Origin of the sequence: Sulfuritalea sp. (assembly GCF_017302275.1) — a bacterium.
Taxonomy (GTDB): domain Bacteria; phylum Pseudomonadota; class Gammaproteobacteria; order Burkholderiales; family Rhodocyclaceae; genus Sulfuritalea.
The window spans coordinates 1-26,091 of the sequence record NZ_JAFLDR010000007.1 but is presented as its reverse complement, the minus strand read 5'-3'; the positions used below and the strand labels follow the sequence as shown (position 1 = coordinate 26,091).

The following is a 26,091-nucleotide window of genomic DNA, read 5'->3' as shown; positions in this document are numbered from 1 at the left end:
TTTGGCCAGTCGAGGAGATAGCAATGCGCATCGTGTGCTTGGGCGGCGGCCCTGCCGGCCTGTATTTTTCGATTTTGATGAAGCAGGCCAATCCGGGGGCCGACATCACCGTGCTCGAACGCAACCAGGCCGACAGCACCTTCGGCTGGGGCATCGTGTTCTCCGACAAGACCATGGACGGCTTCCGCCGGGACGATCCCCAGGTGGTCGCCGAGATCGAGCGCAATTTCCACCACTGGGACAACTGCGATGTCTTCTTCAAGGGCCGGCGCATCATTTCAGGCGGCCACGGTTACTGTGGCATCGGGCGCCTGAAACTGCTGCAGATCTTCCAGGCCCGCGCCCGGGAACTCGGGGTCAATCTGAAATTCGAGACCGAATTCAAGGATCCGGACGACTATTCACGGGAATACGACCTGGTCATCGGCGCCGATGGCGTCAATTCGCTGACCCGAAGCAAGTACGTCGAGCATTTCAATCCGCGCATCGACGTACGCAAGTGCCGCTTCATCTGGCTCGGCACCAGGAAGAAGCTCAACGCCTTCACCTTCGCCTTCAAGCAAACCAAGGCGGGCTGGTTCAACCTCCATGCCTACCAGTTCAACGAGGAATGGGCCACCTTCATCGTCGAAACGCCGGAGGAAACCTGGCTCAAGGCAGGCATCGACAAAATGGACCCGGACCAGTCGATTGCCTTCTGCGAGGAACTGTTCGCCGACATGCTCGACGGCGCCCGCCTGATTTCCAACGCCCGCCATCTGCGCGGCTCGGCCGTGTGGCTCAAGTTCAACCGCGTGCTCTGCGAGCGCTGGTTCAAGGACAACATCGTGTTGCTGGGCGACGCCGCCCACACCGCGCATTTCTCCATCGGTTCCGGCACCAAGCTGGCGATGGAGGATGCCGCGGCGCTGGTCAAGGTGTTGACCAGCACCGATGGCGACGTGCCGGCGCGTCTGGCCCGCTACCAGGCGGAACGCGAAATCGAGGCACTCAAGCTGCAAAGTGCCGCGCGCAACCGCATGACCTGGTTCGAGGAGGTCGATCACTACGTCGATATGGAACCCGACCAGTTCGCTTTTGCGCTGCTCACCGGCAGCCAGCGCGTCGGCCACGCCAACCAGAAACTGCGCGACCCGGCCTACACCGAGGACTACGACCGCTGGTTCGCCGCGCGCTGCGGCGTGCCCACGCCCGCCGGCGAAAAGCCGCTGCCGCCGATGTTCACGCCGTTCAAGTTGCGCGGCATGTCCTTGTCCAACCGCGTCGTGGTCTCGCCGATGTGCACCTATTCGGCGACCGACGGCATGCCCGGCGACTTCCATTTCCAGCACTACACGGCACGCGGCCTCGGCGGCGCGGCGCTGGTGATGACCGAAATGACCTGCGTATCCGCCAATGCCCGCATCACGCCGGGCTGCGCCGGCATCTGGAATGACGAGCAGATGGCCGCCTGGAAGCGCATCGTGTCTTTCGTCCATGCCAACAGCCAGGCGAAGATGGCGCTGCAGATCGGCCATGCCGGGCGCAAGGGTTCGACCAGGCTGGCCTGGGAGGGCATCGACCAGCCGCTCCCCGCCGGCAACTGGCCGCTGATCGCACCTTCGGCCTTGCCCTACATTGCCGGCACCTCGCAGGTGCCGCGGGAAATGACGCGCGCCGACATGGACCGGGTCAAGGCCGACTTCGTCGCCGCCACGCGCCGTGCCGCCAGCGCCGACTTTGACATGATTGAGTTCCACGCCGCCCACGGCTACCTGATGTCCTCCTTCATTTCGCCGCTGACCAACCGGCGTTCGGACGAGTATGGCGGCAGGCTTGAGAACCGCTGCCGCTATCCGCTGGAAGTGTTCAAGGCCATGCGCGAAGCCTGGCCGCAGGACAAGCCCATGTCGGTACGCATTTCGGCGCACGACTGGGCGCCGGGCGGTACCACCCCGGACGACGCGACGCAGGTGGCGAAACTGTTCCAGGACGCCGGCGCCGACATCATCCACGTCTCCTCCGGGCAGGTGGTCAAGGAAGAGCAGCCGGTGTATGGCCGAATGTTCCAGGTACCTTTCTCCGACCAGATCCGCAACGAACTGGATGTGCCGACCATCACCGTGGGTAACATCTTCGAGGCCGACCACGTCAACACCATCATCGCCGCCGGCCGCGCCGACCTCTGTGCGCTGGCGCGTCCGCATCTGGCCGACCCGGCCTGGACGCTGCATGCCGCGGCCGAGCAGGGCGTCAAGGACATCGTCTGGCCGAAGCAGTACGTGGGTGGCAAGGTCCAGCTCGAACGCAATCTGGAGCGCGCGGGCCAACTGGCGCTGAACGCATGAAAACCGCCTCCGCGGTGACGCGGCATGCGCTGGTGACCGGTGGCAGCCGCGGCATCGGTGCCGCAATCGCCGGCACCCTGGTCGGTGCGGGCTTCCGTGTCACCGTCACCGGCCGCGACGCGACGGCACTTGCCGAAGTCGCATCACGGTTGGGCGGTGCCCAGCGCTGCCGGGCCGTCACCATGGAGGTTGCCGATGGTGCCGACGTGGAACGTGCGATGGCGGTCGCCAGGGAAGGCTTCGGCCCAGTCGCGGTGTTGGTCAATAACGCCGGCCAAGCGGAAAGCGCCCCCTTCGCCAGGACCGATACCGGCCTCTTCGAGCGCATGTTGGCGATCAATCTCGGCGGCGTGTTTCATTGCACCCGGGCTGTGCTGCCCGACATGCTTGCCGCTAAATGGGGGCGCGTGATCAACATCGCCAGCACCGCCGGCCTGGTGGGATATGCCTACGTGTCTGCCTACTGCGCGGCCAAGCACGGCGTCATCGGCCTCACCCGTGCGCTGGCACTGGAATATGCGACCAAGGGCATCACCGTCAATGCGGTGTGTCCCGGCTACACGGAAACCGACATCGTCAAGAGCGCCGTGGCGAACATTGTCGCCAAGACCGGCCGTGGCGAAGAGGAAGCACGCGGCGAACTGGCCAAGGGAAATCCCATGAAGCGACTGGTCATGCCGCACGAGGTGGCCGACACGGTGCGCTGGCTATGCGGCGAAGGTGCGGCCAGCATTACCGGGCAATCGATCGCCGTCGCGGGCGGCGAAGTCATGTGAGGAGAAGCAGATGAAACACCTTTCCGGAAAACCCCACACCCTGCCGGGCAACCGGCAGGAACTCAAGTCCTACCAGGCGCGCCACATCAGCTATCGCATGGAAGGCAGCGTGGCGCAGATCACGCTCAACCGACCCGAACGCAAGAACCCGCTGACCTTCGACTCCTACGCCGAACTGCGCGAGTTGTTCCGCGACCTGGTCTATGCCGACGACGTCAAGGCCGTGGTATTGAGCGGGGAGGGCGGCAACTTCTGCTCCGGCGGCGACGTGCACGACATCATCGGTCCGCTGACCCAGCTCGACATGCCCGGCCTGCTCGCCTTCACCCGCATGACCGGTGACGTCATCAAAGCCATGCGCGCCTGCCCGCAACCGGTGATCGCCGCCATCGACGGCATCTGCGCCGGCGCCGGCGCCCTGCTGGCCCTGGGCTCCGACCTGCGCCTGGGCACGGCGCGCTCGAAGACAGCCTTCCTGTTCTCGCGCGTCGGCCTCGCTGGCTGCGACATGGGCGCCTGCGCCATGCTGCCGCGCATGATCGGCCAGGGCCGCGCCAGCGAACTGCTGATGACCGGTCGCGTCATGGGCGGCGAAGAGGGCGAACGCTGGGGCTTCTTCAACCGCCTGTGCGAACCCGATGCCCTGCAGGCCGAAGCAACGAAGCTGGCCCATGACCTGGCGACCGGCCCCACCTTCGCCCACGGCATGACCAAGAAGATGCTGCAGCAGGAATGGAACATGGGGGTGGACGAAGCCATCGAAGCCGAAGCCCAGGCCCAGGCCATCTGCATGGCCACCAACGACTTCCATCGCGCCTACCACGCCTTCGTCGCCAAACAAAAGCCCGTGTTCGAAGGCGACTGAGATGGCCGACACGAGCTATCTCGACTGGCCCTTCCTGGAACCGCGCCACAAGGAACTCGCCCTGTCGCTCGACCGCTGGGCGCATGAGCACATCGACGACTCGCCCCATGGGCGCGGCCGGGAAACCGACGACGCCTGCGTCAACCTGGTGCGCACCCTGGGCGCCGCGAACTGGATTCGCTACGCCGTCGGCGGCCAGGACTGGGGCGGCAGCGCCGAGACCATCGACACGCGCGCCATCTGCCTGATCCGCGAGACCCTGGCCCGCCACTGTGGCCTGGCCGACTTTGCCTTCGCCATGCAGGGCCTGGGCAGCGGCGCCATCACGCTGGACGGCAGCGACGGGCAAAAGCGCAACTACCTGCCGCGCGTCGTGGCCGGGACCGCCGTGGCCGCCTTCGCCCTGTCCGAGCCGGACGCCGGCTCGGACGTCGGGGCCATGAGCTGCGCCGCGCACCCGGACGGCGACGGCTACGTCCTCAATGGCGAGAAAACCTGGATCTCGAACGGCGGCATTGCGGACTTTTACGTGGTGTTTGCCCGCACCGGCGAGGCACCGGGCGTGCGTGGCATCAGCGCCTTCATCGTCGATGCCGATACGCCGGGCCTGGAAATCGCCGAACGCATCGAAGTCATCGCGCCGCACCCCCTGGCACGGCTGCGCTTCAACGACTGCCGGATTCCGGGCAAGCAACGACTCGGCGCGGCGGGGCAGGGCTTCAAGCTCGCCATGCGCACCCTCGACATCTTTCGCACCTCGGTCGCTGCCGCCGCGCTGGGCTTCGCCCGGCGTGCGCTTGACGAAGCGGTGCAGCGCGCCACGGCGCGCAAGATGTTCGGCCACACCCTGGCCGACTTCCAGCTGACCCAGGCCAAGCTGGCTGACATGGCGGCCGCCATCGATGCCGCCGCCCTGCTGGTGTATCGCGCGGCCTGGCTGCGCGACCAGGGGCGGACGGTGACGAAAGAGGCGGCGATGGCCAAGATGGTGGCCACCGAGTCGGCGCAGCAGGTGATCGATGCCGCGGTGCAGATCTTCGGCGGACTGGGCGTGGTCAGCGAGGTGCCGGTCGAGCGCCTCTACCGCGATATCCGGGCGCTACGCATCTACGAGGGCGCCACCGAGGTGCAGAAACTGATCATCGCCCGCGAGTTGCTGAAGGACGGCGCGACCGGCTCCCGGCCTTGATCTTGAGAAGGAGACAGTAGTGAAGAACGACCGACAGGAAGTCGCCGCCGAGCCGGCCATCCAGATACTGCAACCGGCTGGATGGGCGGCCCCGAAGGGCTATTCGAATGGAATCGCGGCGCGTGGCCGCACCGTGGTGGTCGGCGGACAGGTCGGCTGGGACGCCCAGTGTCGCTTTCACACCAGCGATTTCGCCGGGCAGGCCAAGCAGGCGCTGCAGAACATCGTCGCGGTGCTGGCCGAGGCGGGAGGGCGGCCGGAACACATCATTCGCATGACCTGGTACGTGATCGACAAGCGCGAGTACCTGGCGTGCTATCCGGAATTGGGGCGCGCCTACCGCGAAGTCATCGGACGCAATTTTCCGGCGATGACCGCAGTGCAGGTGGCGGGGCTGATCGAGGATGCGGCCAGGGTCGAAATCGAGGCCACCGCCGTCATCCCGGATTGAATGGGTCTTGCTGCCAAAACGAGGTTTTGGTGGAGGCCAACGTCAGTCATATCGACGTTAAGCGCGGCGGCCGGAGCTAAAATGCCGCAATGAAAGAAAGCCATTCCGAGTTCCTGCAGATTCGCGACCGCCGCCTGCACGTTCGCATCTGGGGCAGCGACTCGGCACCGTTGATGGTGCTGTTGCACGGGTGGTGCGACGTCTCCGCATCCTGGCAGTTCGTGGTCGATGCCCTGCGGGGAGACTGGCGCGTGGTTGCTCCTGACTGGCGCGGGTTCGGCCTGTCCGAATGGAACAACGACGTTTACTGGTTCCCCGACTACATCGCCGACCTCGATGCCCTGTTACTGCATTATTCGCCACGGGATCCCGTGCGCCTGGTCGGCCACAGTCTGGGCGGCAACGCAACCTGCATCTATGCCGGCATCAGGCCCGAGCGGGTTTCGCGGCTGGTCAATCTTGAAGGGCTGGGGCTGCGTCGCTATCAATCCGACGAAGCCCCCGAGAGGTATGCGAATTGGCTGGACCAGTTGCGCGATACGCCGAGTTTCCGCTCCTATCCGGATCTGCGAGCCTTCGCCGCGCGTTTGCAGCAGGAAAACCCCCGGCTGTCCGACGAGAAGGCGGCGCTGCTGGCGCAATTCATGGGTGAAGACGATGGCGCGGGCGGCGTGCGCCTTGCCGCCGATCCCTATCATCGCTGGGTCAACCCGATCATCTACCGCGTCGAGGAAGCCATGGCGCTATGGCGCCGGATCACGGCGCCGGTGCTTTGGGTAACTGCGCCGGACTCTTTCGTCTTCAAGCAGCTGTTCACCCATGACTCCGCCGACTATCGGGAGCGCATTGCCTGTTTCCGCGATATACGCGAAGTTTCGATAGCCGCTTGCGGGCACAACCTGCATCACGACCAGCCGGAGCAGGTGGCGCGCCTGGTCGAGGAACACTTTCGCGCATGAAGCCGCTCAATGCCGACTTGCACTGCCATTCGACCGTCTCCGACGGACTGTTGGCGCCCGCGGACCTTATAAGGCGCGCCGACGCCAACGGTGTCGAGCTGCTGGCGCTGACCGATCACGACGAACTAGGCGGCCTGGTCGAGGCGCGGGCTGCGGCCGACGAGGTCGGCCTGGGTTTTGTCGACGGGGTCGAGGTGTCGATTTCCTGGGGCGACGACCAGACTGTGCACATCGTGGGCCTTGGCATAGATCCGACCAATCCGGCGCTGGGCGAGGGGTTGCGGCAGATCCGCAGCGGACGTGACGCCCGGGCCGGACTCATGGCGGAGGAACTCGACAAGGTAGGCATTCATGGCGCCTATGAGGGTGCGCTGCGTTATGCCGGCAATCCGGCGCTGGTGAGCCGCTCGCATTTCGCCCGGTTCATTGTCGAGCAAGGCCACGCCAAGGACACCAAGTCGGTGTTCGACTACTGGCTCGCCAAGGGCAAGCCCGGCTACGTGTCGCACACCTGGGCGACGATCGAAGATGCATTGAACTGGATCGTCGGCGCCGGTGGCATCGCGGTGATCGCCCACCCGGGGCGCTACCGATTGTCGCGCACCGAGCGGCGGGAACTGTTCGGCGCGTTCAAGGATCTGGGCGGGCGCGGCATTGAGGTGCTCTCGGGCTCGCAGAAGGACGAAGAAGTAAGCGAATTCGCACGAATCGCCCGTGAATTCGGCTTTCTTGCCTCGCGCGCTTCGGATTTTCACGGACCGGGCGAAAGCTGGATCGACCTTGGCCGCCTGCCTGACCTGCCGGACAATCTGGTTCCGGTCTGGTCCCAGTTGTGACGAGGAAAGACTCGCACGGGTAGTGAAAGCGGCGCAAAGCGCCGGTAAAATTCCCGGTTCCGTCTATAGTCCGCAGTCGCCCGCATGGCCCAACTATTTCATATCCATCCCGAGCATCCGCAGCCGCGGCTGATCAAACAAGCCGCGGAGATCGCGCGAAGCGGGGGCTTGATCGCGCTGCCTACCGATGCCGCCTATTCCCTGGCGGGGGTGACGGGCTATGCGCCGCTGCTGGATCGCATCCGCAGCATACGCGGCGTCGATGAACGGCATCATTTCACCCTGATGTGCCGCGACTTGTCCGAAATCGCCACCTATGCCCGAGTCGACAACACCCAGTACCGCCAGCTGAAGGCCACCACGCCTGGAAGCTATACCTTCATCCTCGAAGGCACACGCGAACTGCCGCGCCGCCTGTTGCATCCGAAGCGCAAGACCATCGGCCTGCGGGTTCCCAACCATCCGCTGGCTCTGGCGCTGCTGGAGGAGTTGAACGAGCCGCTATTGACCTCGACCCTGATCCTGCCGGGCTTCGAGGCACCACTGGCGGATCCCGACGAAATTCGCCAACACCTGGAAAAGCTGCTTGACCTGGTGATCGACGCCGGGCAGTGCGGCACGGCAATGACGACCGTGATCAACCTGACCGGCGCGCAGCCGGAACTGGTCCGGGCCGGGCAGGGGTCGCTGGCGCCCTTCGGGCTGGAGTGAGCCGGTCTGCTAAAATCGACGACTCCCATGAATTTCATCCAGACGCTGGCGATTTCCGCCCTGCCGATCATATTTGCCATCACACTGCATGAAGCGGCGCATGGCTACGCGGCACGGCATTTTGGTGATCCGACCGCCTGGCAGATGGGGCGCATCAGCCTGAATCCGCTGCGGCACGTGGATCTGGTCGGCACACTGCTGGTTCCGGCCCTGATCCTGCTGGTTTCAGCGGGCGGGCTATTGTTCGGCTGGGCCAAGCCCGTGCCGGTGAATTTCGGCAACCTGCGACGCCCCAAGCAGGACATGCTCTGGGTGGCGGCTGCCGGTCCCGGGGCGAATCTGGTCATGGCGCTGTTCTGGGCGCTGGTGCTTAAACTGGCGATAGGAGGTCCCGAGCATGCGTATTCGGAGGCGCTCAAGGAAATGGCGAGGGTCGGCATCAGCATCAATGGCGTGCTGATGGTACTCAACCTGCTGCCGCTACCGCCCTTGGATGGCGGTCGGATCACGGTCAGTCTGCTGCCGGCCCGTGCGGCCTGGAAATTTGCACAGCTCGAGCGTTGGGGTTTCCCCATCCTGCTCGCGCTGCTGTTCCTTGGGGTGCTGGATACCATCCTGCGACCCTTGTTGCGGGTGTTCAACACCCTGATTCGCTCCCTATTTGGTTTTTGACATGTACGCGGAAAAAGTTCTATCCGGCATGCGCCCGACCGGGCGCCTCCACCTCGGCCACTATCACGGCGTGCTGGCCAACTGGATCAAGCTCCAGCACGAGTATCCCTGCCTCTTTTTCGTCGCCGACTGGCATGCGCTGACCACCGCCTACGATGAGCCTGGCACCATCACGGACAATGCGACAGACATGGTGATCGACTGGCTGGCGGCGGGCGTCGACCCGTCTCAGGCGACGATTTTCATCCAGTCCAAGGTGCCCGAACACGCCGAATTGCACCTGCTGCTGTCGATGATGACGCCGCTGGGCTGGTTGGAGCGGGTCCCGACCTACAAGGACCAGCAGGAAAAGCTCGAGCACAAGGATCTATCCACCTACGGCTTCCTCGGCTATCCACTGCTGCAGGCGGCGGATATTCTAATCTATCGCGCCAACCGCGTACCGGTCGGTGACGACCAGGTACCCCACGTCGAGTTCACCCGGGAAATCGCACGCCGTTTCAACCATTTGTATGGGCGCGAGCCCGGGTTCGAGGACAAGGCGCGCGAGGCGGTCAAGAAGCTCGGGAGCAAACGCGCCAAGCTCTATGACCAGTTGCGCACCCGCTATCAGGAAAAGGGCGAAGACGACGCGCTGGAACAGGCCCACGGGTTGCTGAACGAGGCCCAGAGTCTGTCGCTGGGTGACCGCGAGCGGCTCTTCGGCTGGCTGGAGGGCACCCGCAAGATGATCCTGGTCGAGCCGGATGCCTTGCTCACCCATGCCTCGCGCATGCCGGGACTGGATGGGCAGAAGATGTCCAAGTCCTATGGCAATACCATCACGATGCGCGAGGATGCTGAAAGCGTGAGCAAGAAGATCCGCACCATGCAGACCGACCCGGCGCGCGCCAGGCGTACCGATCCGGGCGACCCCGAAAAATGTCCGGTGTGGCAGTTCCATCTGATCTATTCCAGTGAAGAGGTCCGTGGCTGGGTTCAGACCGGTTGTCGCTCGGCCGGCATTGGCTGCATCGAATGCAAGCAGCCTGTGATCGAAGGCGTGTTGCGCGAACAGGAGCCGATGCGGGAACGGGCAAAGATGTACGAGGATGATCCTCAACTGGTCAAGAACATCATTGCCGACGGCTGCGAAAAAGCGCGCAAACTCGCGCAGGAAACCATGCGCGATGTGCGCGAGGCAATCGGGCTCGATTACACGTGATCGAAAACACCAACTTGGGGGCCGCCGTCGTTCCGCCCGCCGTTCTGCCCGCGCCGACTTTTGCGCCAGGGGAGGCCCTGGTGCATCACCTGCCGAAGGTCTATGGCGAGGTGATGGCCGAGTTGCCGCGCGACCTGTACATCCCGCCCGACGCGCTCGAGATCATCCTTGATTCCTTCGAGGGTCCGCTTGACCTGCTGCTGTACCTGATCCGCCGCGCCAACATCAGCGTGCTCGACATCCCGATGGCGCCGCTCACCGCGCAATATCTGGTTTACGTCGAAGCGATGCGCAAGGGCAATCTGGAACTCGCCGCCGAATACCTGCTGATGGCCGCGATGCTGATCGAGATCAAGTCGCGAATGCTGTTGCCGCGTCCGCCCAAGGCGGAAAACGGCGAGCCCGAAGATCCGCGCGCGGAACTGGTGCGGCGCCTGATCGAATACGAGCGCATGAAGGCTTCCGCGGCCAGGCTGGACGAGATGCCGCAAGCCGGGCGCGACTTCGAATGGTTCACGGTGTGGATAGCCGACAAGGTGGCCGAGCGCCAGCCGGAAGTCAGCTTGCACGACCTGCAGGTGGCCTGGCTGTCGCTGATGAAACAGGCGCGGGTGCATCAGCACCACAAGATCCACCGCGAGGAGCTCTCGGTGCGCGAACACATGAGCATCATTCTGCGGCGCCTGCAGGGCGGTGGCTACGTGATGTTCGATCAGTTGTTCGACCTGACGCTGGGCACGCAGGGCCTAGTGGTGAGTTTTCTGGCGATGCTGGAACTGGCGCGCGAGTCGCTTGTCGAGATTACCCAGAACGAGGCCATGGCGCCCATTTACGTGAAGTTGCCCGATGCTGCCGCTATATAAGCCCGACGACTACAAGCGAGTGCTGGAAACCGTCCTTCTGGTGGCGGCGGAACCGTTGCCCCTGTCCGAGCTGAAGAAACTTTTCGATCAGGAGTTTGACGACGACACCTGGCGCACGCTGCTTGACGACCTGCGTCGCGATTGGGCGAGTCGGGGAGCCGAACTGGTGCAACTGGCCTCAGGCTGGCGTTTCCAGACCCGTCCCGAATACCAGTCCTACATCGACCGGCTGAAGAACGACAAGCCGCCGAAATATTCACGTGCCGTGATGGAAACCTTGGCGATCATCGCCTATCGCCAGCCGGTGACGCGCGGCGACATCGAGGACGTGCGCGGTGTTGCCGTGTCGCCGAACATTTTGAAGACGCTCGAAGGACGCGGCTGGATCGATGCCGTCGGGCATCGCGACGCACCAGGACGTCCGGCTTTGTATGCCACGACGCGAAAGTTTCTCGATGACCTCGGCTTGCGCAGTTTGACCGAACTGCCGCCACTTACTGAAATTGAAAGGGTGATCGATCTTGGACAAACCGCAATCGCCGAAGCCTCCCCGGCCGGGCCGCCGGTCACCGACAAACCGGACGCCGGCGGCCTCGACGCCGGGCCGCGGCCAGCCCGGTCAGGGGACGGACAACTCGACCTCGTCGAAACCGAAACGCGGCAAATCGAGCCGCCAGCCGCGCAAGGCGACCCCCTTCCGTCCGCCCAGGGGACCGACGAAACCGGCAACTGATTCGCGTAGCGGTGGTGAAGCGGCGGTCGCTTCCCGGCGGCCGACCCGGCGTGGCGATGCAGTCTTTGCCGATCCGCCGAAGCTGCACAAGGCGCTCGCGGATGCTGGATTCGGTTCCCGCCGCGAACTCGAGGAATGGATCCTTGCCGGGCGCGTCAGCGTCAATGGCGAACCGGCACACGTTGGCCAGCGCGTCGGGCCTGAGGATAGAATTCGCGTCAATGGCAAGCTGGTCCAGCTCAAGTTTCAGTCGCGCCTGCCGCGCGTGCTGGTCTACCACAAGCCTGAAGGCGAGATCGTTTCACGTGACGATCCGGACGGCCGTCCCAGCGTGTTCGGCAAGCTGCCTCGACTGAAGAGCGGGCGCTGGATTTCGATCGGCCGACTCGACTTCAATTCCTGCGGCCTGCTGCTATTTACCAACGATGGCAGCCTCGCCAACCGCATGATGCATCCGCGCTATGAAATCGATCGCGAATACGCCGTGAGAGTGCTTGGCGCGGCCACTCCGGAAATGCTGGAACGCCTTCGACAGGGCGTGCAGCTTGAAGATGGCATGGCCCGCTTCGACCTGATTGCCGAAGCCGGCGGCGAGGGCTCGAACCACTGGTACCGGGTCGTCCTGTCCGAGGGGCGTAATCGTGAAGTGCGGCGAATGTTCGAAGCGGTAGGGCTGATGGTCAGCCGTCTGATGCGCGTTCGCTACGGGCCGGTGCATCTGTCCCCGCGGCTGAAACGCGGCCAATGCCGCGACCTCGAACCCGGCGAAGTCCAGGCGCTGCTGAAACTGCTGCCGCCGGAACGAAGAATCGGACCCGATGCTGGTTTTGCGGTGCACGGCGAAGAAGCTGACGTTGACGCTCTAGCGCCGGACGGCGACAGCGATCGAATTGATTTGGCAGAGAAATGAGGCCTCTGATATAATCTTTCGGCTTTGGTTGGCACCGTTCTCGGGAGAGAGAAGGAATGGGCTTTTTTGGCCCATTTTCTATTTGTGCGATGCGTTTGTGAGTATTCATGCAACTGTCTGATTTGATTGAGACGACTGTAACCGGCTTGGGCTACGAACTGGTTGAATTCGAAACCAGTCCGCGCGCCCGGTTGTTGCGCGTCTTCATCGACAGGCCGGATTCGGAGCAGGCGGAAAGGAGTCGCATCAGCGTTGAGGACTGCGCTGCGGTGAGCAACCAGCTCAGCCGGGTATTCACGGTGGAGAATGTCGATTACGACCGGCTTGAGGTGTCCTCGCCGGGCCTGGATCGCCCATTGGTGAAGCCAGAAGATTACCGCCGCTTCAGCGGCAGGGAAGTGCAGTTGAAGTTGCGCGTGCCGCTGGGCAACCAGCGGAATTTCAGCGGCGTGCTTGAAGGATTGCAGGAAGAGGGCGGCGTTGAATTGGTCTGCCTGAAAGTGAATGAAACACTGCATCGGTTCGCGTTCGAGAATATCGATCGGGCGCGCCTGGTGCCAAAACTGTAGTGGAGTTTCAGTGAAGGCCCGCCTGCGTCAGCGGGCGTTATGCCGGAACTAGAACTGTAGTGGAATTTCAGTGAAGGTTGATGCCCGCGTGAGCGGGCGTGACGCCGGAGCTAGAACTGTGAATTTGAGTTTCAGTGAAGGTTGATGCCCGCGTGAGCGGGCGTGACGCCGGAGCTGAGGTTCTGATAAATGCCGGAGAACTCACATGAGCCGTGAATTGCTGCTGTTGGTCGATGCCCTGGCCCGCGAAAAGAATGTTCCGCGGGACATCGTTTTTGGCGCCCTCGAAATGGCGCTGGCGTCTGCCACTAAGAAGCGCACCAACGACGAAGCCGACGTGCGTGTGGACATCGATCGCGATACCGGCGAATACGAGTCTTTCCGTCGCTGGCTGGTAGTCGCCGATGACATGGTCGAGGATCCCGAGCAGCAGATCGGACTTACTGCCGCGCAGCAGCAGATTCCCGACATCATGCTTGAAGACTACATCGAGGAAGCGCTGGAACCGATCGATTTCGGTCGCATCGGCGCCCAGGCCGCCAAGCAGGTCATCCTGCAGAAAATCCGCGATGCCGAACGCGAACAGTTGCTCAACGATTTCCTCGATCGCAAGGAATTCCTCGTCAGCGGTACGGTCAAGCGCATGGAGCGTGGCAGCGCCATCATCGAGGCCGGCCGCATCGAGGCGCTCCTGCCACGCGACCAGATGATCCCCAAGGAAAACCTGCGTCCGGGCGACCGGGTGCGCGCCTGGTTGATGAAGATCGACCGGCAGGCGCGGGGGCCGCAACTGATCCTGTCGCGCACGGCACCCGAATTCATCATGAAGCTGTTCGAACTCGAAGTGCCAGAGATCGAGGACGGCCTGCTCGAAATCAAGGCCGCTGCCCGCGATGCCGGGATGCGCGCCAAGATTGCCGTCAAGTCGAACGATCCGCGGGTCGATCCGATCGGTACCTGCGTCGGCATGCGCGGCTCGCGCGTGACCGCGGTGACCAACGAGCTTTCTGGCGAACGCGTCGATATCATCCTCTGGTCCGCCGATCCGGCCCAGTTCGTCATCGGTGCGCTGGCCCCGGCCGAAGTGCAGAGCATCGTGGTCGATGAAGAGAAGCATGCGATGGACGTAGTGGTCGATGAGGACAACCTGGCTATCGCCATCGGCCGCGGCGGGCAGAATGTACGGCTCGCTTCCGAACTGACAGGGTGGACCATCAACCTGATGACCATCGAGGAGTCGCAGAAGCGCTCCGAGACCGAACACAGCACGATCCGCGCCCTGTTCATGGAGAAACTCGACGTCGACGAGGAGGTAGCCAATATCCTGATCGAGGAAGGTTTCTCGACGCTGGAGGAAATAGCCTATGTTCCGCTGGCCGAAATGCTGGAAATCGAGGCGTTCGATGAGGCCACGGTGACGGAACTGCGCGAGCGCGCACGCAACGTGCTGCTGACCGAAGCGATCGTCGACGAAGAACAGATGGAAAAGGTGGCCGATGACATGCTCTCGATCGAGGGAATGGACAAGCCGCTCGCCGCGAAGCTGGCCAAGAACGGCGTTACCAATCGCGATGCGCTGGCGGACCTGGCGACCGACGAGTTGATGGAAATGACCGGCATCGATGCCGTGCGGGCGACGGCGCTGATTACTCTGGCGCGCGCGCACTGGTTCGCCGAAGAAGAATGAGAGGTACCGCATGGCTTTGATGACAGTTTCACAATTCGCGACCGAACTGAAAATGCCGGCGCCGGCCCTGCTGGAGCAATTGGCCAAGGCCGGCGTCAGCAAGGAAGCCTCCAACGACACTCTGTCCGAACAGGACAAGTCGCGGCTGCTCGACTACCTGCGCAAGTCGCATGGCGAAACCGCGCCCAAGGCCAAGATCACCCTGACCCGCAAGCAGACCAGCGAGATACGGGCCTCGGACTCCACCGGCAAGGCACGCACAATCCAGGTCGAGGTCCGCAAGAAGCGCGTGTTCGTCAAACGCGATGCCAGTGAACTCGCGGCCGAAGTCGCGGCAGAAGCTGTTGCCGAAGCGTCAGCCGAGGTTCCTGTCGAGGCTCCGGTTGTGACGGCCGAGCCCGTCGCCGTAGCGCCAGCGCCGACTCCCGCTATTGAAGAGGCGCCTGTTTCCGTGCCGGCTCCGGTCGCCGAGCTTGCTCCCGAGACGCCGGTCGCGGCTCCAGTCGCGTCCGTCCGATTGCACATCGATCCGGCACAGCAGGCCCTGAGGGAGGCCGAGTCGAGGCGCCAAGGCAAGCTGTCGGCGATCCAGGCGGCGGAATTCAAGGAAAAGAGCGAGCGCGAGGCAAGGGCCCGCGCCGAGGCGGAGGCTCGTCTGGTCGAGCAACAGGCGCAACTGGCCGCTGCCGAGGCGACAAAAGCCAAGGAACAGGCGGCTGCAGCCGCAGGCGTGTCGGGAACCATCCACAAACCGGCGACCAAGGCGGATGACGGCAAGGCGAAGCCGGCCAAGAAGGACGCCTGGAAGGACGATGCCGCCAAGCGGCGCGCGATCAAGACTCGTGGCGATGCCGGTACGTCCGGCTGGCGCGGTTCGAAGGGAGGCGGCCGTCACGGCGGGCGACACGGCCACACCGAGGAGATCCAGGCACCGCAACCGGTCGAGGCGATCGTGCGCGAAGTGCATGTGCCGGAAACGATTTCCGTCGCCGATCTGGCGCACAAGATGACGGTCAAGGCCACCGAAGTCATCAAGGCCTTGATGAAAATGGGATCGATGGTCACCATCAACCAGGTGCTCGATCAGGAAACGGCAATGATCGTGGTCGAGGAGCTCGGGCACAAGGCTTTCGCCGCGAAGCTCGACGATCCGGACGCTTTCCTAGCCGACGAGGGCGAGCACAAGGACGTGGTGCAGTTGCCGCGCGCGCCCGTTGTTACCGTAATGGGTCACGTTGACCACGGCAAGACCTCGCTGCTCGATTACATTCGCAAGAGCCGGGTAGCCCATGGCGAGGCAGGCGGCATCACGCAGCACATCGGCGCCTATCACGTCGAAACGCCGCGCGGCATGATCACCTTTCTGGACACGCCGGGTCACGAGGCCTTTACCGCGATGCGGGCACGCGGTGCGAAGGCCACCGACCTGGTGATCCTCGTGGTGGCGGCGGATGACGGAGTCATGCCGCAGACCCGCGAGGCGATTCACCATGCCAAGGCGGCCGACGTACCACTGATCGTGGCGGTCACCAAGATCGACAAGCCGGATGCGAACCTCGATCGGGTCAAACAGGAACTGGTGGCGGAGGGGGTGGTTCCCGAGGAATACGGCGGTGACTCACCGTTCGTCGGCGTCTCGGCCAAGACCGGCCAGGGTATTGACGACCTGCTGGAGCAGGTGTTGCTGCAGGCCGAGGTGCTGGAACTGGTGGCACCGGTCGACGCACCGGCCAAGGGGCTCGTGATCGAGGCGCGACTCGACAAGGGCAAGGGACCGGTGGCGACGATACTCGTGCTGTCGGGAACGCTTCGCCGTGGCGATGTGCTCTTGGCGGGCGCTGTGTTCGGTCGGGTACGCGCCATGATCGACGAGAACGGCAAGTCGATCGACTCTGCGGGCCCGTCGATTCCGGTCGAGATCCAGGGTCTTACCGATGTGCCGGCCGCGGGCGACGAGGGCATGGTAATTCTTGACGAGCGCAAGGCGCGCGAGATCGCCCTGTTCCGCCAGGGCAAGTTCCGCGACGTCAAACTGGCGAAGCAGCAGGCCGCCAAACTCGAAAATATGTTCGAGCAGATGGCCGAGGGCGAAATCCGCACCCTGCCGTTGATCATCAAGGCCGACGTTCAGGGCTCGCAGGAAGCCCTCGTGCAGTCCTTGAACAAGTTGTCCACTGCCGAAGTCAAGGTCATGGTGGTTCATGCCGGCGTGGGTGGCATCAGCGAGTCCGACATCAACCTGGCAGCGGCATCGAAGGCGGTTGTAATTGGCTTCAATACCCGTGCTGACGTGGGCGCGCGCAAGGCCGCGGAAAGTCTTGGTGTCGATATCCGCTACTACAACATCATCTATGCCGCGGTAGACGAAGTGAAGGCCGCATTGTCCGGAATGCTGGCGCCCGAGAAGAGGGAAGTCGTGCTTGGCATTGTCGAGATACGCCAGGTATTCCGCATCTCGCGCATCGGTGCCGTGGCCGGCTGCATGGTGCTTTCCGGCGTCGTCAAGCGCAACGCATCGGTTCGACTGCTGCGCAGCAATACGGTGATCCATACCGGAGAACTGGATTCGCTCAAGCGTTTCAAGGACGATGTGCGCGAGGTCAAGGAAGGATTCGAGTGCGGTTTGAGCCTGAAGAACTTCAACGACATCAATGAAGGCGATCAGCTCGAAGTGTTCGAAGTCCAGGAAATCGCCCGTACCCTGAACTGATCGACGATGGCAACCAGACGCGGAACGGGTCACGGATTCGAGCGGTCCGACCGCGTTGCGCAGCAGATTCGCCGGGAGCTGGCCGATCTGCTCCGGTTTCACCTGAAGGATCTGCGCATTGCGCCCAGGTTGATGCTGGTAACCCTTACCGCGGTCGAACTGACGCCCGACTATGCACATGCCAAGGTGTTCTATACCTCCATGGCGGATCCGGCGTCGAACGAACTGATCGCCCAGGGCCTGCGGCATTCGGCCACCTTCCTGCGTCGTGAATTGGGGCGCCGGGTCCGCATTCACCATGTTCCGGAACTGCACTTTGTCTTTGATCCTTCCGTTCAGGAGGGCGCACGACTGTCGAAACTGATCGACGAGGCGGTCGAGTCGGACAAGGACCTGCGTGACGAGTGAGCGAGCCTCGAGTCCAGTTTCGTCGCCCCCCGCGACGGCGCCTCGATGGCGTGCTGCTGCTCGACAAGGCGCTCGGCATTTCGTCGAATCACGCCCTGCAGGCGGCGCGCCGCCTGTTCAACGCGGAAAAGGCCGGGCATACCGGGACCCTCGATCCGCTCGCCACCGGTCTGCTTCCCCTCTGTTTCGGCGAGGCGACCAAATTTTCGGGCGAATTGCTCGACGCCGACAAGCGCTATGTGGCAACCGTGCAGCTCGGCGTCACCACCGATACCGCGGATGCCGAGGGGATGGTATTGGAACGTCGTCCGGTTGACGTCTCGCGCGATAGCGCAGCAGCGGTAATGGAGGCCTTTGTCGGCGAGATCGAGCAGGTTCCGCCGATGCATTCGGCATTGAAGCGCGACGGCAAGCCGCTATATGAATACGCCCGCGCGGGAATCGAACTGGAACGTGCCACGCGGCGTGTGAGCATCCATGAATTACGGCTTCTGGAATGGATGGCGGATCCTGCCGGCGATCGTTTTGTTTTCGAAGTTTGCTGCAGCAAGGGGACCTATGTACGCACCCTCGCTGCCGACATCGGTGCCCGGTTGGGTTGTGGTGCGCACCTCGCGGCCTTGCGCCGTACCGGCATCGGCGACCTCGGTGCCACCCAGGCACATTCCCTGGAGGCGCTCGCGGCGTTGTCCGGCGATGCGCGTGATGCGCTTCTGAAGCCGCCGGACGCCTTGCTGGCCGGCCTGTCGTCCGCGTGTCTGGACCCGGACGACTCGGCACGACTGCGCCAAGGTCAGGCGGTTCGCTGGTCGGCGGAAGGCGGCACGCGATTGCGCGTCTATGACCATGAACAGCGTTTTATCGGCCTTTGTCGGCAGTCTGGCGACGGGTGGTTGCGACCGCAGCGGCTGGTTGCGGGGGTTTGACGTAGATTGGTCACCAATGCTTGATTAGATTGCATTCAAATCGCTATAATCCACGGTTCTCCAAGAGCCCAACATCACAGGATCAGCAAGGAAACCACAATGGCAATTTCCACGAACGACAAAGCCAAAATCGTCACCGACTACCAGCGTGCCCAGGGTGACACCGGCTCTCCCGAAGTACAGGTAGCGCTGCTTACGGCGCGCATCAACGATTTGACCGGCCATTTCAAGGCCCACACCAAGGATCACCATTCGCGGCGCGGTCTGCTGAAGATGGTCAGCCAGCGTCGCAAGATGCTGGACTACCTCAAGCGCAAGAACGCCGATGGCTATCGTTCGCTGATCGAGCGACTCGGCCTGCGCAAGTAGTTTTTACCTGATGCCGGTCCGGGTTGTCCCGAACGCGCGATGTGCTTTGCGCCTTGTGTTGCGCAGGCTTGCTGAACAGGCCGGTACAGCCATGATGGCTGTACCGGCTTTTATTTATTGCCGAAAGGAATCGTTGTGTTGAATCCGATCAAGAAGAGCTTTGCCTATGGTGACCATACCGTCACCCTTGAAACCGCTGAAATTGCTCGCCAGGCTGGTGGGGCCGTCATGGTCACAATGGATGACACGGTGGTGCTGGCAACCGTGGTGGGGGCGCTCAATGCGAAGCCGGGGCAGGACTTTTTCCCGCTGACAGTGGACTACCAGGAACGAACCTATGCCGCCGGTCGCATCCCCGGGGGATTCTTCAAGCGCGAAGGCCGTCCTTCGGAAAAGGAAATCCTGACCTCGCGCCTGATCGATCGCCCCCTGCGTCCGCTGTTTCCGGATGCGTTCTACAACGAAGTGCAGGTGGTCTGTACCGTCATGTCCTGCAATCCCGAGATCGATCCGGACATTCCGGCCATGCTCGGTGCATCAGCCGCGATGTCATTGTCCGGAATTCCTTTCAGCGGCCCGATCGGCGCTGCCCGTGTCGGTTACATTGACGGTAAATACGTACTCTGCCCGACCAAGACCCAACTGGAAAGCACCCAGCTTGACCTGGTTGTCGCCGGAACGGAGGCCGCAGTGCTGATGGTCGAGTCCGAGGCAAAAAGGCTTTCCGAAGAAGTCATGCTCGGCGCCGTGGTTTTTGGTCACGACCAGATGCAGGCCGCGATCAAGGCGATCAACGAACTGGTGGAAGCGGCCGGCAAGCCGGAATGGGATTGGCAGGCGCCCGCCAAGAACGAACCGCTGATCGCGCGTGTCGCCGAACTGGCGGAAGCCGAACTGCGCGAAGCCTATCGCATCACCAGCAAGCAGGCCCGCACGGTGAGAACACGGGAAATCACCAAGAGGACCATCGCCGCGCTGACCGAAAGCGTTGAGAATCCCCCGGACTCCAATCTCGTCGGCAACACTGTATTCGAACTCGAAGCGAAGATCGTGCGCAGCCAGATCCTCAATGGCGAACCGCGCATCGACGGCCGCGATACCCGCACCGTGCGCCCCATCGTTATCCGCAATGGCGTCCTCCCACGCACTCATGGCTCGGCCTTGTTTACCCGTGGCGAGACCCAGGCCCTGGTAGTTGCCACGTTGGGTACCGGTCGCGACGAGCAGATCATCGACGCCCTGCAGGGCGAGTACCGTGACCGTTTCATGCTTCACTACAACATGCCTCCTTACGCCACGGGGGAAACCGGTCGTGTCGGTACGCCGAAGCGTCGCGAAATCGGCCACGGTCGACTCGCAAAGCGCGCGCTGCTTGCCGTACTCCCCTCGCCCGAGGAATTCGGCTATTCCATGCGCGTTGTCTCCGAGATCACCGAGTCCAACGGTTCGTCGTCGATGGCTTCGGTTTGCGGCGGCTCACTGGCCCTGATGGATGCCGGCGTTCCGCTCAAGGCGCCCGTCGCCGGCATCGCCATGGGACTGATCAAGGACGGCGGTCGTTTCGCCGTGCTGACCGATATCCTCGGCGACGAAGATCACCTCGGCGACATGGACTTCAAGGTTGCCGGCACCGAAGACGGCATCACCGCCCTGCAGATGGACATCAAGATCCAGGGCATCACCAAGGAAATCATGCAGGTTGCTCTGGCTCAGGCCAAGGAAGCTCGCCTGCACATTCTGGACAAAATGAAGGGTTCGATGTCCGTTCATCGCGAGGAGGTTTCAACCTTCGCTCCGCGCATGATCCACATCAAGATCAACCCGGAGAAGATCCGCGACGTGATCGGCAAGGGTGGCGCCGTGATCCGCGCGCTGACCGAGGAGACGGGTTGCGTGATCGACATCGAAGACGATGGCTCGATCACCATTTCGTCCGTGAATGCCGATGCGGCCCAGGTCGCGAAAAAGCGCATCGAGGATATCACCGCAGAGGTCGAGGTCGGCCGCATCTATGAAGGCACCGTGTTGCGCCTGCTGGATTTCGGCGCCATCGTCAGCCTGCTGCCCGGCAAGGATGGACTGCTGCACATTTCGCAGATCGCCAGCGAGCGGGTCAATGCCGTTTCCGATTACCTCAAGGAAGGCCAGGTTGTGAAGGTCAAGGTCATCGAAACCGATGACAAGGGCCGCGTGCGCCTGTCGATGAAGGCCATTGCCGCCGAGGTATCCGCTCCAGCGACGACGCAGTAATACGGATCTGTCAGTCAACGAAAAAGGACGCCTCGGCGTCCTTTTTCGTTGACCTCTGGTGTCGGTACCTTATTTTCCGACCTGCTTTTGGCTTCGGCCGCTACGCGTAACGTTCGCTGCGCTCACGTTAGCCTGCACCGAAAACAGGCTGGAATTACTTTCCAACCTGTTTTTCTCGATGTTCTTCAAGCGTCTTGCAGTCGATGCAAAGTGTCGCCGTCGGTCGCGCCTCGAGGCGCTTCAATCCAATTTCGACACCGCAGGAATCGCAGTAGCCGTATTCGCCGGACTCGATGCGGGCGATCGATTCTTCCACCTTCTTGATCAGTTTGCGTTCGCGGTCGCGATTTCGCAGTTCCAGGGCGATGTCGGACTCCTGGCTGGCTCGATCGTTCGGGTCGGCGAACACCGTCGCCTCGTCCTGCATGGTATGCACCGTACGCTCGATGTCTTCGCTCAATTCATCCTTGAGCGACATCAGTATGTCGCGAAAGTGAGCCAGTTGTTTCGAGCTCATGTAGTCCTCGCCCTTTTTCGGGGTGTAGGGCGGGAATTGCTTCTTGTGCAGCAGGTCTTCAGCCATCGCGGAGCATTCCTGATTTCGGAGAATCGGCTTTATAAACGAAACGAACGATGACCGCAAGTGGCGAGTCCGGCACGGCTTGCCGCGTGCTGTGCAATCAATTGCTGTCCAGAATCCCCGACACTTCATTTCACGGCGCAACGCCGTGCCAACTGATTGACCGCGATGGGGCGGGGTCTGTAAAATTGCAACCGTTCGGGGTGTGGCGCAGCCCGGTAGCGCGCTTGCTTTGGGAGCAAGATGTCGAGAGTTCGAATCCCTCCACCCCGACCATCCCTTCTTCCTGTTCCGAGGGCTCCGCGCGGAACGACCTCCTGAAACCTCAGGGATCCAATTCTGGCTTCATGCCGGCGTTCGCCGGTCTGTTCAGTCTTTTCGTGCCAACAATGCCTTCAGGTCGGCAAACGGTGAGTGCGTTGCTCCCGGTTCGCTGGATTGCCCAGATGGTCCGCAACCGGCTGCCTCCATATGCCGCTGATGCTCGTTGTCGTGGCAGTAAAGACAAAGGAGTTCCCAGTTGCTGCCGTCTGCCGGGTTGTTCTTGTGGTCGTGGTCGCGGTGGTGTACCGTCAGTTCGCGCAGGTTGGCGCGGTTGAATTCGCGCGCGCAGCGACCGCAAATCCAGGGGTAGATATTGAGCGCCTGATCACGGTAGCCCCGCTCGCGCGCCTCGGCCGCACGGCGTGCGTCGGCGACGATATTGTCGAGCTTCGACGGGCTACCCGGCTTCATGCACGCTATTTTTCCTGCAGCAGATTGTTCATGCGCTGTGCCCGGCTCTTGGATTCCGCTTTGTTGATCTCGGACACCTGGCGGCCATAGGCTTCGCGTGCTTCCGGACCCTGTTGGGTCGCTTCTATGCTGCGAATGCAGCGCCAGCGCTTGCCGGTCTTGGTAACGATTAGACGCATTTCGTTGCGAGGATGATGCGTGCGACAGTGATAGCAATAGGTCTGATCGGTAGCCATGGGAATAAACCGGAAGCCGGGGGTAACAGGCGCAATTATGCCCCGGTCAGCGCTGTTTGTTCCGTCCTGCGCTAAACTCGTCCAGTGCAATCAACGAGTACCGCCCGTAGCTCATCTGGATAGAGCACCGGCCTTCTAAGCCGGGGGTAACAGGTTCGAGTCCTGTCGGGCGGGCCAGTTTCAGGCAGTGGCAGCGAGAGTAACTACTCCGCTGTGTTGCGACTGTGTAGCAAACTGTGCAATCGATAGCGCAGGAAGGGCGGCGAGCTTGGCATCGATGATTTGCGCGTATGGCCGCAGATGCTCTACATCCAGATGCGTGTAGATTCCCCGCGTGTCCTTCTCTGCCCATCCGCACAACTGATCGATGTACATCTCTGCTACTCCAGCCTGACCGAGCCACGATGCAAATGTGTGACGTAGTCCGTGCCAGGTAAAGCCCGTCCATTCAGATTTCAGCTTTCCATCGACGCGCCATAGCTTGTATTCGCCAAGTCCGGCGCGGTGCATTGCTTTGAACCACGCCTTCCCATACCCCTTTATGGGTTCTCCGTTGACGGAGAACACTCGCGTCAGATGCCGTACAGGCTCGCTTGCAATCTCCCGCAAAACGCTCATGGCCGTGTCGTTGAGAGGTATGACGACTCCCAGCTTCACATCGTTACCGTAGGTCGTTAACGTGCGCTCGGAAAGGTCTACCTGCGACCATTCCAACCCAAACACTTTTCCCTTTCGGAGTCCTGTCGCCAGCGCAAAGGTTGCCGCCAGCCGCAGATGATCGGGAAGTTGTTTTTCCAGTTTGCGCCACTGCTCCACCTTGAGCCATGCTCGACGATGCGGCGGCTCTGGGTAATACCGGAGCTTTGGTACGCCATCGATCCACTTCCATTCGTCGTGCGCCTGGTTCAATATCGACATCACCACCTTTGAATACTTGTTGGCGGTGCTGTTGGCACTGCTGGCGACTCCCGTGACTGGACGATTGGCGGCGATGTAGTCGTCAATCATGTCACGATCGATCTTCCGAATGTCCGCCAGGTCGCCCAGCAACGCATTCCACCAGCCAAGCCGCTGCTTGATGGTGTCGTAACTGGCCTTGTGCTGACTCTCTTTCAGAAATTTCACGACTGCTTCCTTCCAGCTTCGTGGCTTCTTGAACCCCATTCTTTGCTGCAACCAGTCTTCGTGATTTAGCTTCCCTTCGAGTGCTTTTGCGTCTTCGAAGTTGGCAGTCCCAGAAGACTGGCGTACTCCATTGACAACGATCCACCAGTTACGGGTTCCTTCCCTTCGGTATGGCATAAAACCTCCACATCAGAAGGCGCTCTCGCCTTCACAGGATACTGCGATCTGAGCCAGTTCAGTAAGTCATCCTCGATCAATCTCCATTGCCCCTTGACCTTTCCGGCCGGTATTTCTCCGCGAGCCAGCATCGGGTAGAGAACGTCATCACTGACTTTTAGGAATGCGGCGGCTTCGGCCACGGTCATTACGGGACTCATACCGAATCCCTCGAAAGAACCTGTGGTTTCGCGGTCTGGCTGTTCCGCTTCAGCGGATCTTTGCAGAGCATCACCGTGGGACCTGGCCATACGACGTATTGGGGTGATCGTCTGGTTGATGTATTGCGCATAGCTCGCCGCTCCCACCCTTGTACCCGCGCTAGTTAATTGCTGTGCTCGCCAGGTTTACCCCGGTACTGGCAGCGCGTTCGCGGCTAATCGGGCTGTCACAGCAGATCTGCCATAGCCCCTTCTAGAGACACCCAGCGGGTGTCTCTACCAGAGTGACCTTGGCAGGCGTTGACTCATGAATACGGAATTGCCTTCAAAACTGTCGGCGCCTATGCCCTAGGTCATATAGATACATTTATTTCAATGCCATTTAGCTAAATAGCAACGTCATTGGTCACATTGCCGCCCTTTCATCTGACGAAAGGGGGGCGCCATGGCGCTCAAACAGGGCAATGGTCTACAGGGTTGGGAAATCGCGGTCACCAAGAAACTCATCGGAGAATTCCGCCGGCGGTCACGAAGTCTGTATCGGGAGGAATTCGACGACCTCCTACAGGAATGCCTGATGCACTGGCTTGAAGTGCGGCGGCAACTAGTCCCCGATCCGGGCGGTCCGCCCATCGCCTACATGGCGCGGGTCGTGCGCAACAAACTGATCGATATGGCGCGCGAGCGGGAGACCGACAAGCGACGGGGTGACCAGGAAACCGTTTCCCTAGACGATACGGTGGGTGACTCCGAGGATGCACCCACCTATGCCGATCTGGTGGATGCCGAACAGGGGCGCGAGTCGGGTGGGCAAGAATCTTTCGATCCGGCTGACATTCGTATCGACGTTACGGAGGTCATGAACCGGCTCACGCCCGAGCAGCGGCGCCTGTGCGAACTGCTTGGCGCACAAGGCCTGTCCATCAAAGAGGCCTCAGAAAAGCTCCGAATCCCGCGCGCAACGCTCTACGAGGAAATCAAACGCATCCGCAAGATCTTCGCCCAGCATGGTCTGGACGACTATTTGCAGCCCTGATTCGACACTTTGCCGAGGAATTCCGTATGACTGAACCATGACCTGAAACCGCGCCGATTCGATGATCAAATTCACTGTGACCAGCACCAAGGGGGGTGTCGGCAAGACTACGCTCACCGCTAATCTGGGGGCGCTCCTCGCCGACATGGGATTGCGCGTGCTCCTGATCGACGCCGACGTGCAACCCTCGCTATCCAAATATTTCCCGTTGGCGGTGGCGAAACCGGCTGCCGGCCTGACCGAGGTGATCGTGCGCGGCGCGGTCAACACGTCGTGCATCACGGCGACCGTGTACCAGAATCTTGACATCGTGATCTCCGACGATCCCGAGGGCAATCTGCCGCACTGGCTGCTGAATCGCATCGACCGCGGCTTTCGGCTGCGCTTCGCGCTGCAGTCGCCGGCGGTGGTCGAGGCCTATGACTGCGTACTGATCGATACCCAGGGCGCCATCGGACCCTTGCAGGATGCGGCGGTTCTCGCCGCCGACATCCTGGTATCGCCGATCACCCCGGAGATCCTCTCCGCCCGCGAATTCCGCGACGGCACCATGGAGCTGCTCGATCGCCTGGAGCCGGGCGGCGCAC

Annotated in this window: 25 protein-coding genes, 2 tRNA genes and 2 pseudogenes; 24 read left to right on the top strand and 5 right to left on the bottom strand. The window is 62.0% G+C overall.

Going from position 1 to position 26,091, the window contains the following annotated elements:
- The first annotated feature begins 23 nt into the window (after window positions 1–23).
- From J0M27_RS05390 to pnp, 20 genes and pseudogenes are all read left to right on the top strand, one after another.
- A complete protein-coding gene (locus J0M27_RS05390) occupies window positions 24–2,327 on the top strand; it encodes a bifunctional salicylyl-CoA 5-hydroxylase/oxidoreductase (RefSeq protein WP_294988206.1) in 2,304 nt (767 codons plus the stop codon).
- Window positions 2,324–3,103, top strand: a complete 780-nt coding sequence (locus J0M27_RS05385; RefSeq protein ID WP_294988204.1) for an SDR family NAD(P)-dependent oxidoreductase — start codon at window positions 2,324–2,326, stop codon at window positions 3,101–3,103. The genes J0M27_RS05390 and J0M27_RS05385 overlap by 4 nt, the downstream gene beginning before the upstream one ends.
- A 10-nt stretch (window positions 3,104–3,113) precedes the next feature.
- Window positions 3,114–3,968, top strand: a complete 855-nt coding sequence (locus tag J0M27_RS05380; RefSeq protein WP_294988202.1) for an enoyl-CoA hydratase family protein — start codon at window positions 3,114–3,116, stop codon at window positions 3,966–3,968.
- Window position 3,969: 1 nt separating this feature from the next.
- The gene (locus J0M27_RS05375) at window positions 3,970–5,157 is read left to right on the top strand and encodes an acyl-CoA dehydrogenase family protein (RefSeq protein ID WP_294988200.1); all 1,188 of its coding nucleotides are present in this window, start codon (window positions 3,970–3,972) and stop codon (window positions 5,155–5,157) included.
- A 19-nt stretch (window positions 5,158–5,176) separates the two neighbouring features.
- The gene (locus tag J0M27_RS05370) at window positions 5,177–5,608 is read left to right on the top strand and encodes a RidA family protein (protein WP_294988198.1); all 432 of its coding nucleotides are present in this window, start codon (window positions 5,177–5,179) and stop codon (window positions 5,606–5,608) included.
- A gap of 89 nt (window positions 5,609–5,697) precedes the next feature.
- Window positions 5,698–6,567, top strand: a complete 870-nt coding sequence (locus J0M27_RS05365; protein WP_294988196.1) for an alpha/beta hydrolase — start codon at window positions 5,698–5,700, stop codon at window positions 6,565–6,567.
- A complete protein-coding gene (locus J0M27_RS05360; protein WP_294988194.1) occupies window positions 6,564–7,403 on the top strand; it encodes a 3',5'-nucleoside bisphosphate phosphatase in 840 nt (279 codons plus the stop codon). Before J0M27_RS05365 ends, J0M27_RS05360 begins: the two co-directional genes overlap by 4 nt.
- Before the next feature lie 84 nt (window positions 7,404–7,487).
- The gene (locus tag J0M27_RS05355) at window positions 7,488–8,114 is read left to right on the top strand and encodes an L-threonylcarbamoyladenylate synthase (protein ID WP_294988192.1); all 627 of its coding nucleotides are present in this window, start codon (window positions 7,488–7,490) and stop codon (window positions 8,112–8,114) included.
- Between the two features lie 27 nt (window positions 8,115–8,141).
- Window positions 8,142–8,786 carry a site-2 protease family protein gene (locus J0M27_RS05350; protein WP_294988190.1) on the top strand — a complete coding sequence of 215 codons (645 nt, stop codon included), beginning with the start codon at window positions 8,142–8,144 and terminating at the stop codon, window positions 8,784–8,786.
- Window position 8,787: 1 nt separating this feature from the next.
- Window positions 8,788–9,990: a tryptophan--tRNA ligase gene (locus J0M27_RS05345; RefSeq protein WP_294988188.1), complete on the top strand. Its 1,203-nt coding sequence runs from the start codon at window positions 8,788–8,790 to the stop codon at window positions 9,988–9,990.
- A gap of 113 nt (window positions 9,991–10,103) precedes the next feature.
- Window positions 10,104–10,853, top strand: coding sequence for a ScpA family protein (locus J0M27_RS05340; RefSeq protein ID WP_294988482.1), 750 nt, complete (start codon window positions 10,104–10,106; stop codon window positions 10,851–10,853).
- A pseudogene (gene scpB / locus J0M27_RS05335) lies at window positions 10,837–11,373 on the top strand (SMC-Scp complex subunit ScpB); the annotation flags it as partial. The gene J0M27_RS05340 and the pseudogene scpB, both read left to right, overlap by 17 nt.
- A 292-nt stretch (window positions 11,374–11,665) precedes the next feature.
- Window positions 11,666–12,373, top strand: a pseudogene (rluB, locus tag J0M27_RS05330) (23S rRNA pseudouridine(2605) synthase RluB); the annotation flags it as partial.
- A 230-nt stretch (window positions 12,374–12,603) separates the two neighbouring features.
- Window positions 12,604–13,065 carry a ribosome maturation factor RimP gene (gene rimP, locus J0M27_RS05325; RefSeq protein WP_294988187.1) on the top strand — a complete coding sequence of 154 codons (462 nt, stop codon included), beginning with the start codon at window positions 12,604–12,606 and terminating at the stop codon, window positions 13,063–13,065.
- A gap of 205 nt (window positions 13,066–13,270) precedes the next feature.
- On the top strand, window positions 13,271–14,752 hold the full coding sequence (gene nusA / locus J0M27_RS05320; RefSeq protein WP_294988185.1) for a transcription termination factor NusA: 1,482 nt from the start codon (window positions 13,271–13,273) through the stop codon (window positions 14,750–14,752).
- Window positions 14,753–14,762: 10 nt separating this feature from the next.
- Complete coding sequence (infB, locus tag J0M27_RS05315) at window positions 14,763–17,462, top strand: translation initiation factor IF-2 (protein ID WP_294988183.1); 2,700 nt, start codon at window positions 14,763–14,765, stop codon at window positions 17,460–17,462.
- Between the two features lie 6 nt (window positions 17,463–17,468).
- Entirely contained in the window at window positions 17,469–17,870 is a 402-nt protein-coding gene (rbfA, locus tag J0M27_RS05310) for a 30S ribosome-binding factor RbfA (RefSeq protein WP_294988181.1), read from the top strand.
- Window positions 17,871–17,920: 50 nt separating this feature from the next.
- Window positions 17,921–18,796 (top strand): tRNA pseudouridine(55) synthase TruB, encoded by an 876-nt coding sequence (gene truB / locus J0M27_RS05305; RefSeq protein ID WP_294988179.1) that lies wholly within the window; start codon window positions 17,921–17,923, stop codon window positions 18,794–18,796.
- 99 nt (window positions 18,797–18,895) lie between these two features.
- Window positions 18,896–19,165 carry a 30S ribosomal protein S15 gene (rpsO, locus tag J0M27_RS05300; protein WP_294988177.1) on the top strand — a complete coding sequence of 90 codons (270 nt, stop codon included), beginning with the start codon at window positions 18,896–18,898 and terminating at the stop codon, window positions 19,163–19,165.
- Between the two features lie 138 nt (window positions 19,166–19,303).
- Complete coding sequence (gene pnp / locus J0M27_RS05295) at window positions 19,304–21,415, top strand: polyribonucleotide nucleotidyltransferase (protein ID WP_294988175.1); 2,112 nt, start codon at window positions 19,304–19,306, stop codon at window positions 21,413–21,415.
- A 154-nt stretch (window positions 21,416–21,569) separates the two neighbouring features.
- Here the strand turns inward: pnp and dksA are convergent, their stop codons facing one another.
- Window positions 21,570–21,998 (bottom strand): RNA polymerase-binding protein DksA, encoded by a 429-nt coding sequence (dksA, locus tag J0M27_RS05290; RefSeq protein WP_294988173.1) that lies wholly within the window; start codon window positions 21,996–21,998, stop codon window positions 21,570–21,572.
- Between the two features lie 196 nt (window positions 21,999–22,194).
- Between dksA and J0M27_RS05285 the strand changes: the two genes are divergently transcribed.
- Window positions 22,195–22,271: transfer RNA gene (locus tag J0M27_RS05285), tRNA-Pro, on the top strand.
- Window positions 22,272–22,364: 93 nt separating this feature from the next.
- Here the strand turns inward: J0M27_RS05285 and J0M27_RS05280 are convergent.
- Both J0M27_RS05280 and J0M27_RS05275 read right to left on the bottom strand, forming a co-directional pair.
- A complete protein-coding gene (locus tag J0M27_RS05280; RefSeq protein WP_294988171.1) occupies window positions 22,365–22,730 on the bottom strand; it encodes a YajD family HNH nuclease in 366 nt (121 codons plus the stop codon).
- Window positions 22,731–22,735: 5 nt separating this feature from the next.
- A complete protein-coding gene (locus J0M27_RS05275) occupies window positions 22,736–22,966 on the bottom strand; it encodes a hypothetical protein (protein WP_294988169.1) in 231 nt (76 codons plus the stop codon).
- 100 nt (window positions 22,967–23,066) lie between these two features.
- On the opposite strand from J0M27_RS05275, the gene J0M27_RS05270 reads away from it, so the two are divergent.
- A tRNA-Arg gene (locus J0M27_RS05270) sits at window positions 23,067–23,143 on the top strand.
- A 3-nt stretch (window positions 23,144–23,146) separates the two neighbouring features.
- On the opposite strand, the gene J0M27_RS05265 is transcribed toward J0M27_RS05270, so the two are convergent.
- Complete coding sequence (locus tag J0M27_RS05265; RefSeq protein ID WP_294988167.1) at window positions 23,147–24,091, bottom strand: site-specific integrase; 945 nt, start codon at window positions 24,089–24,091, stop codon at window positions 23,147–23,149.
- A gap of 65 nt (window positions 24,092–24,156) precedes the next feature.
- Entirely contained in the window at window positions 24,157–24,456 is a 300-nt protein-coding gene (locus J0M27_RS05260; RefSeq protein WP_294988166.1) for a helix-turn-helix domain-containing protein, read from the bottom strand.
- Between the two features lie 457 nt (window positions 24,457–24,913).
- Here J0M27_RS05260 and J0M27_RS05255 point away from each other — a divergent pair, with 457 nt between their 5' ends.
- Both J0M27_RS05255 and J0M27_RS05250 read left to right on the top strand, forming a co-directional pair.
- Complete coding sequence (locus tag J0M27_RS05255; protein ID WP_294988164.1) at window positions 24,914–25,504, top strand: sigma-70 family RNA polymerase sigma factor; 591 nt, start codon at window positions 24,914–24,916, stop codon at window positions 25,502–25,504.
- A 61-nt stretch (window positions 25,505–25,565) separates the two neighbouring features.
- Window positions 25,566–26,091, top strand: a 526-nt coding sequence (locus J0M27_RS05250; protein ID WP_294988162.1) for a ParA family protein, incomplete at its 3' end; no start/stop codon positions are given.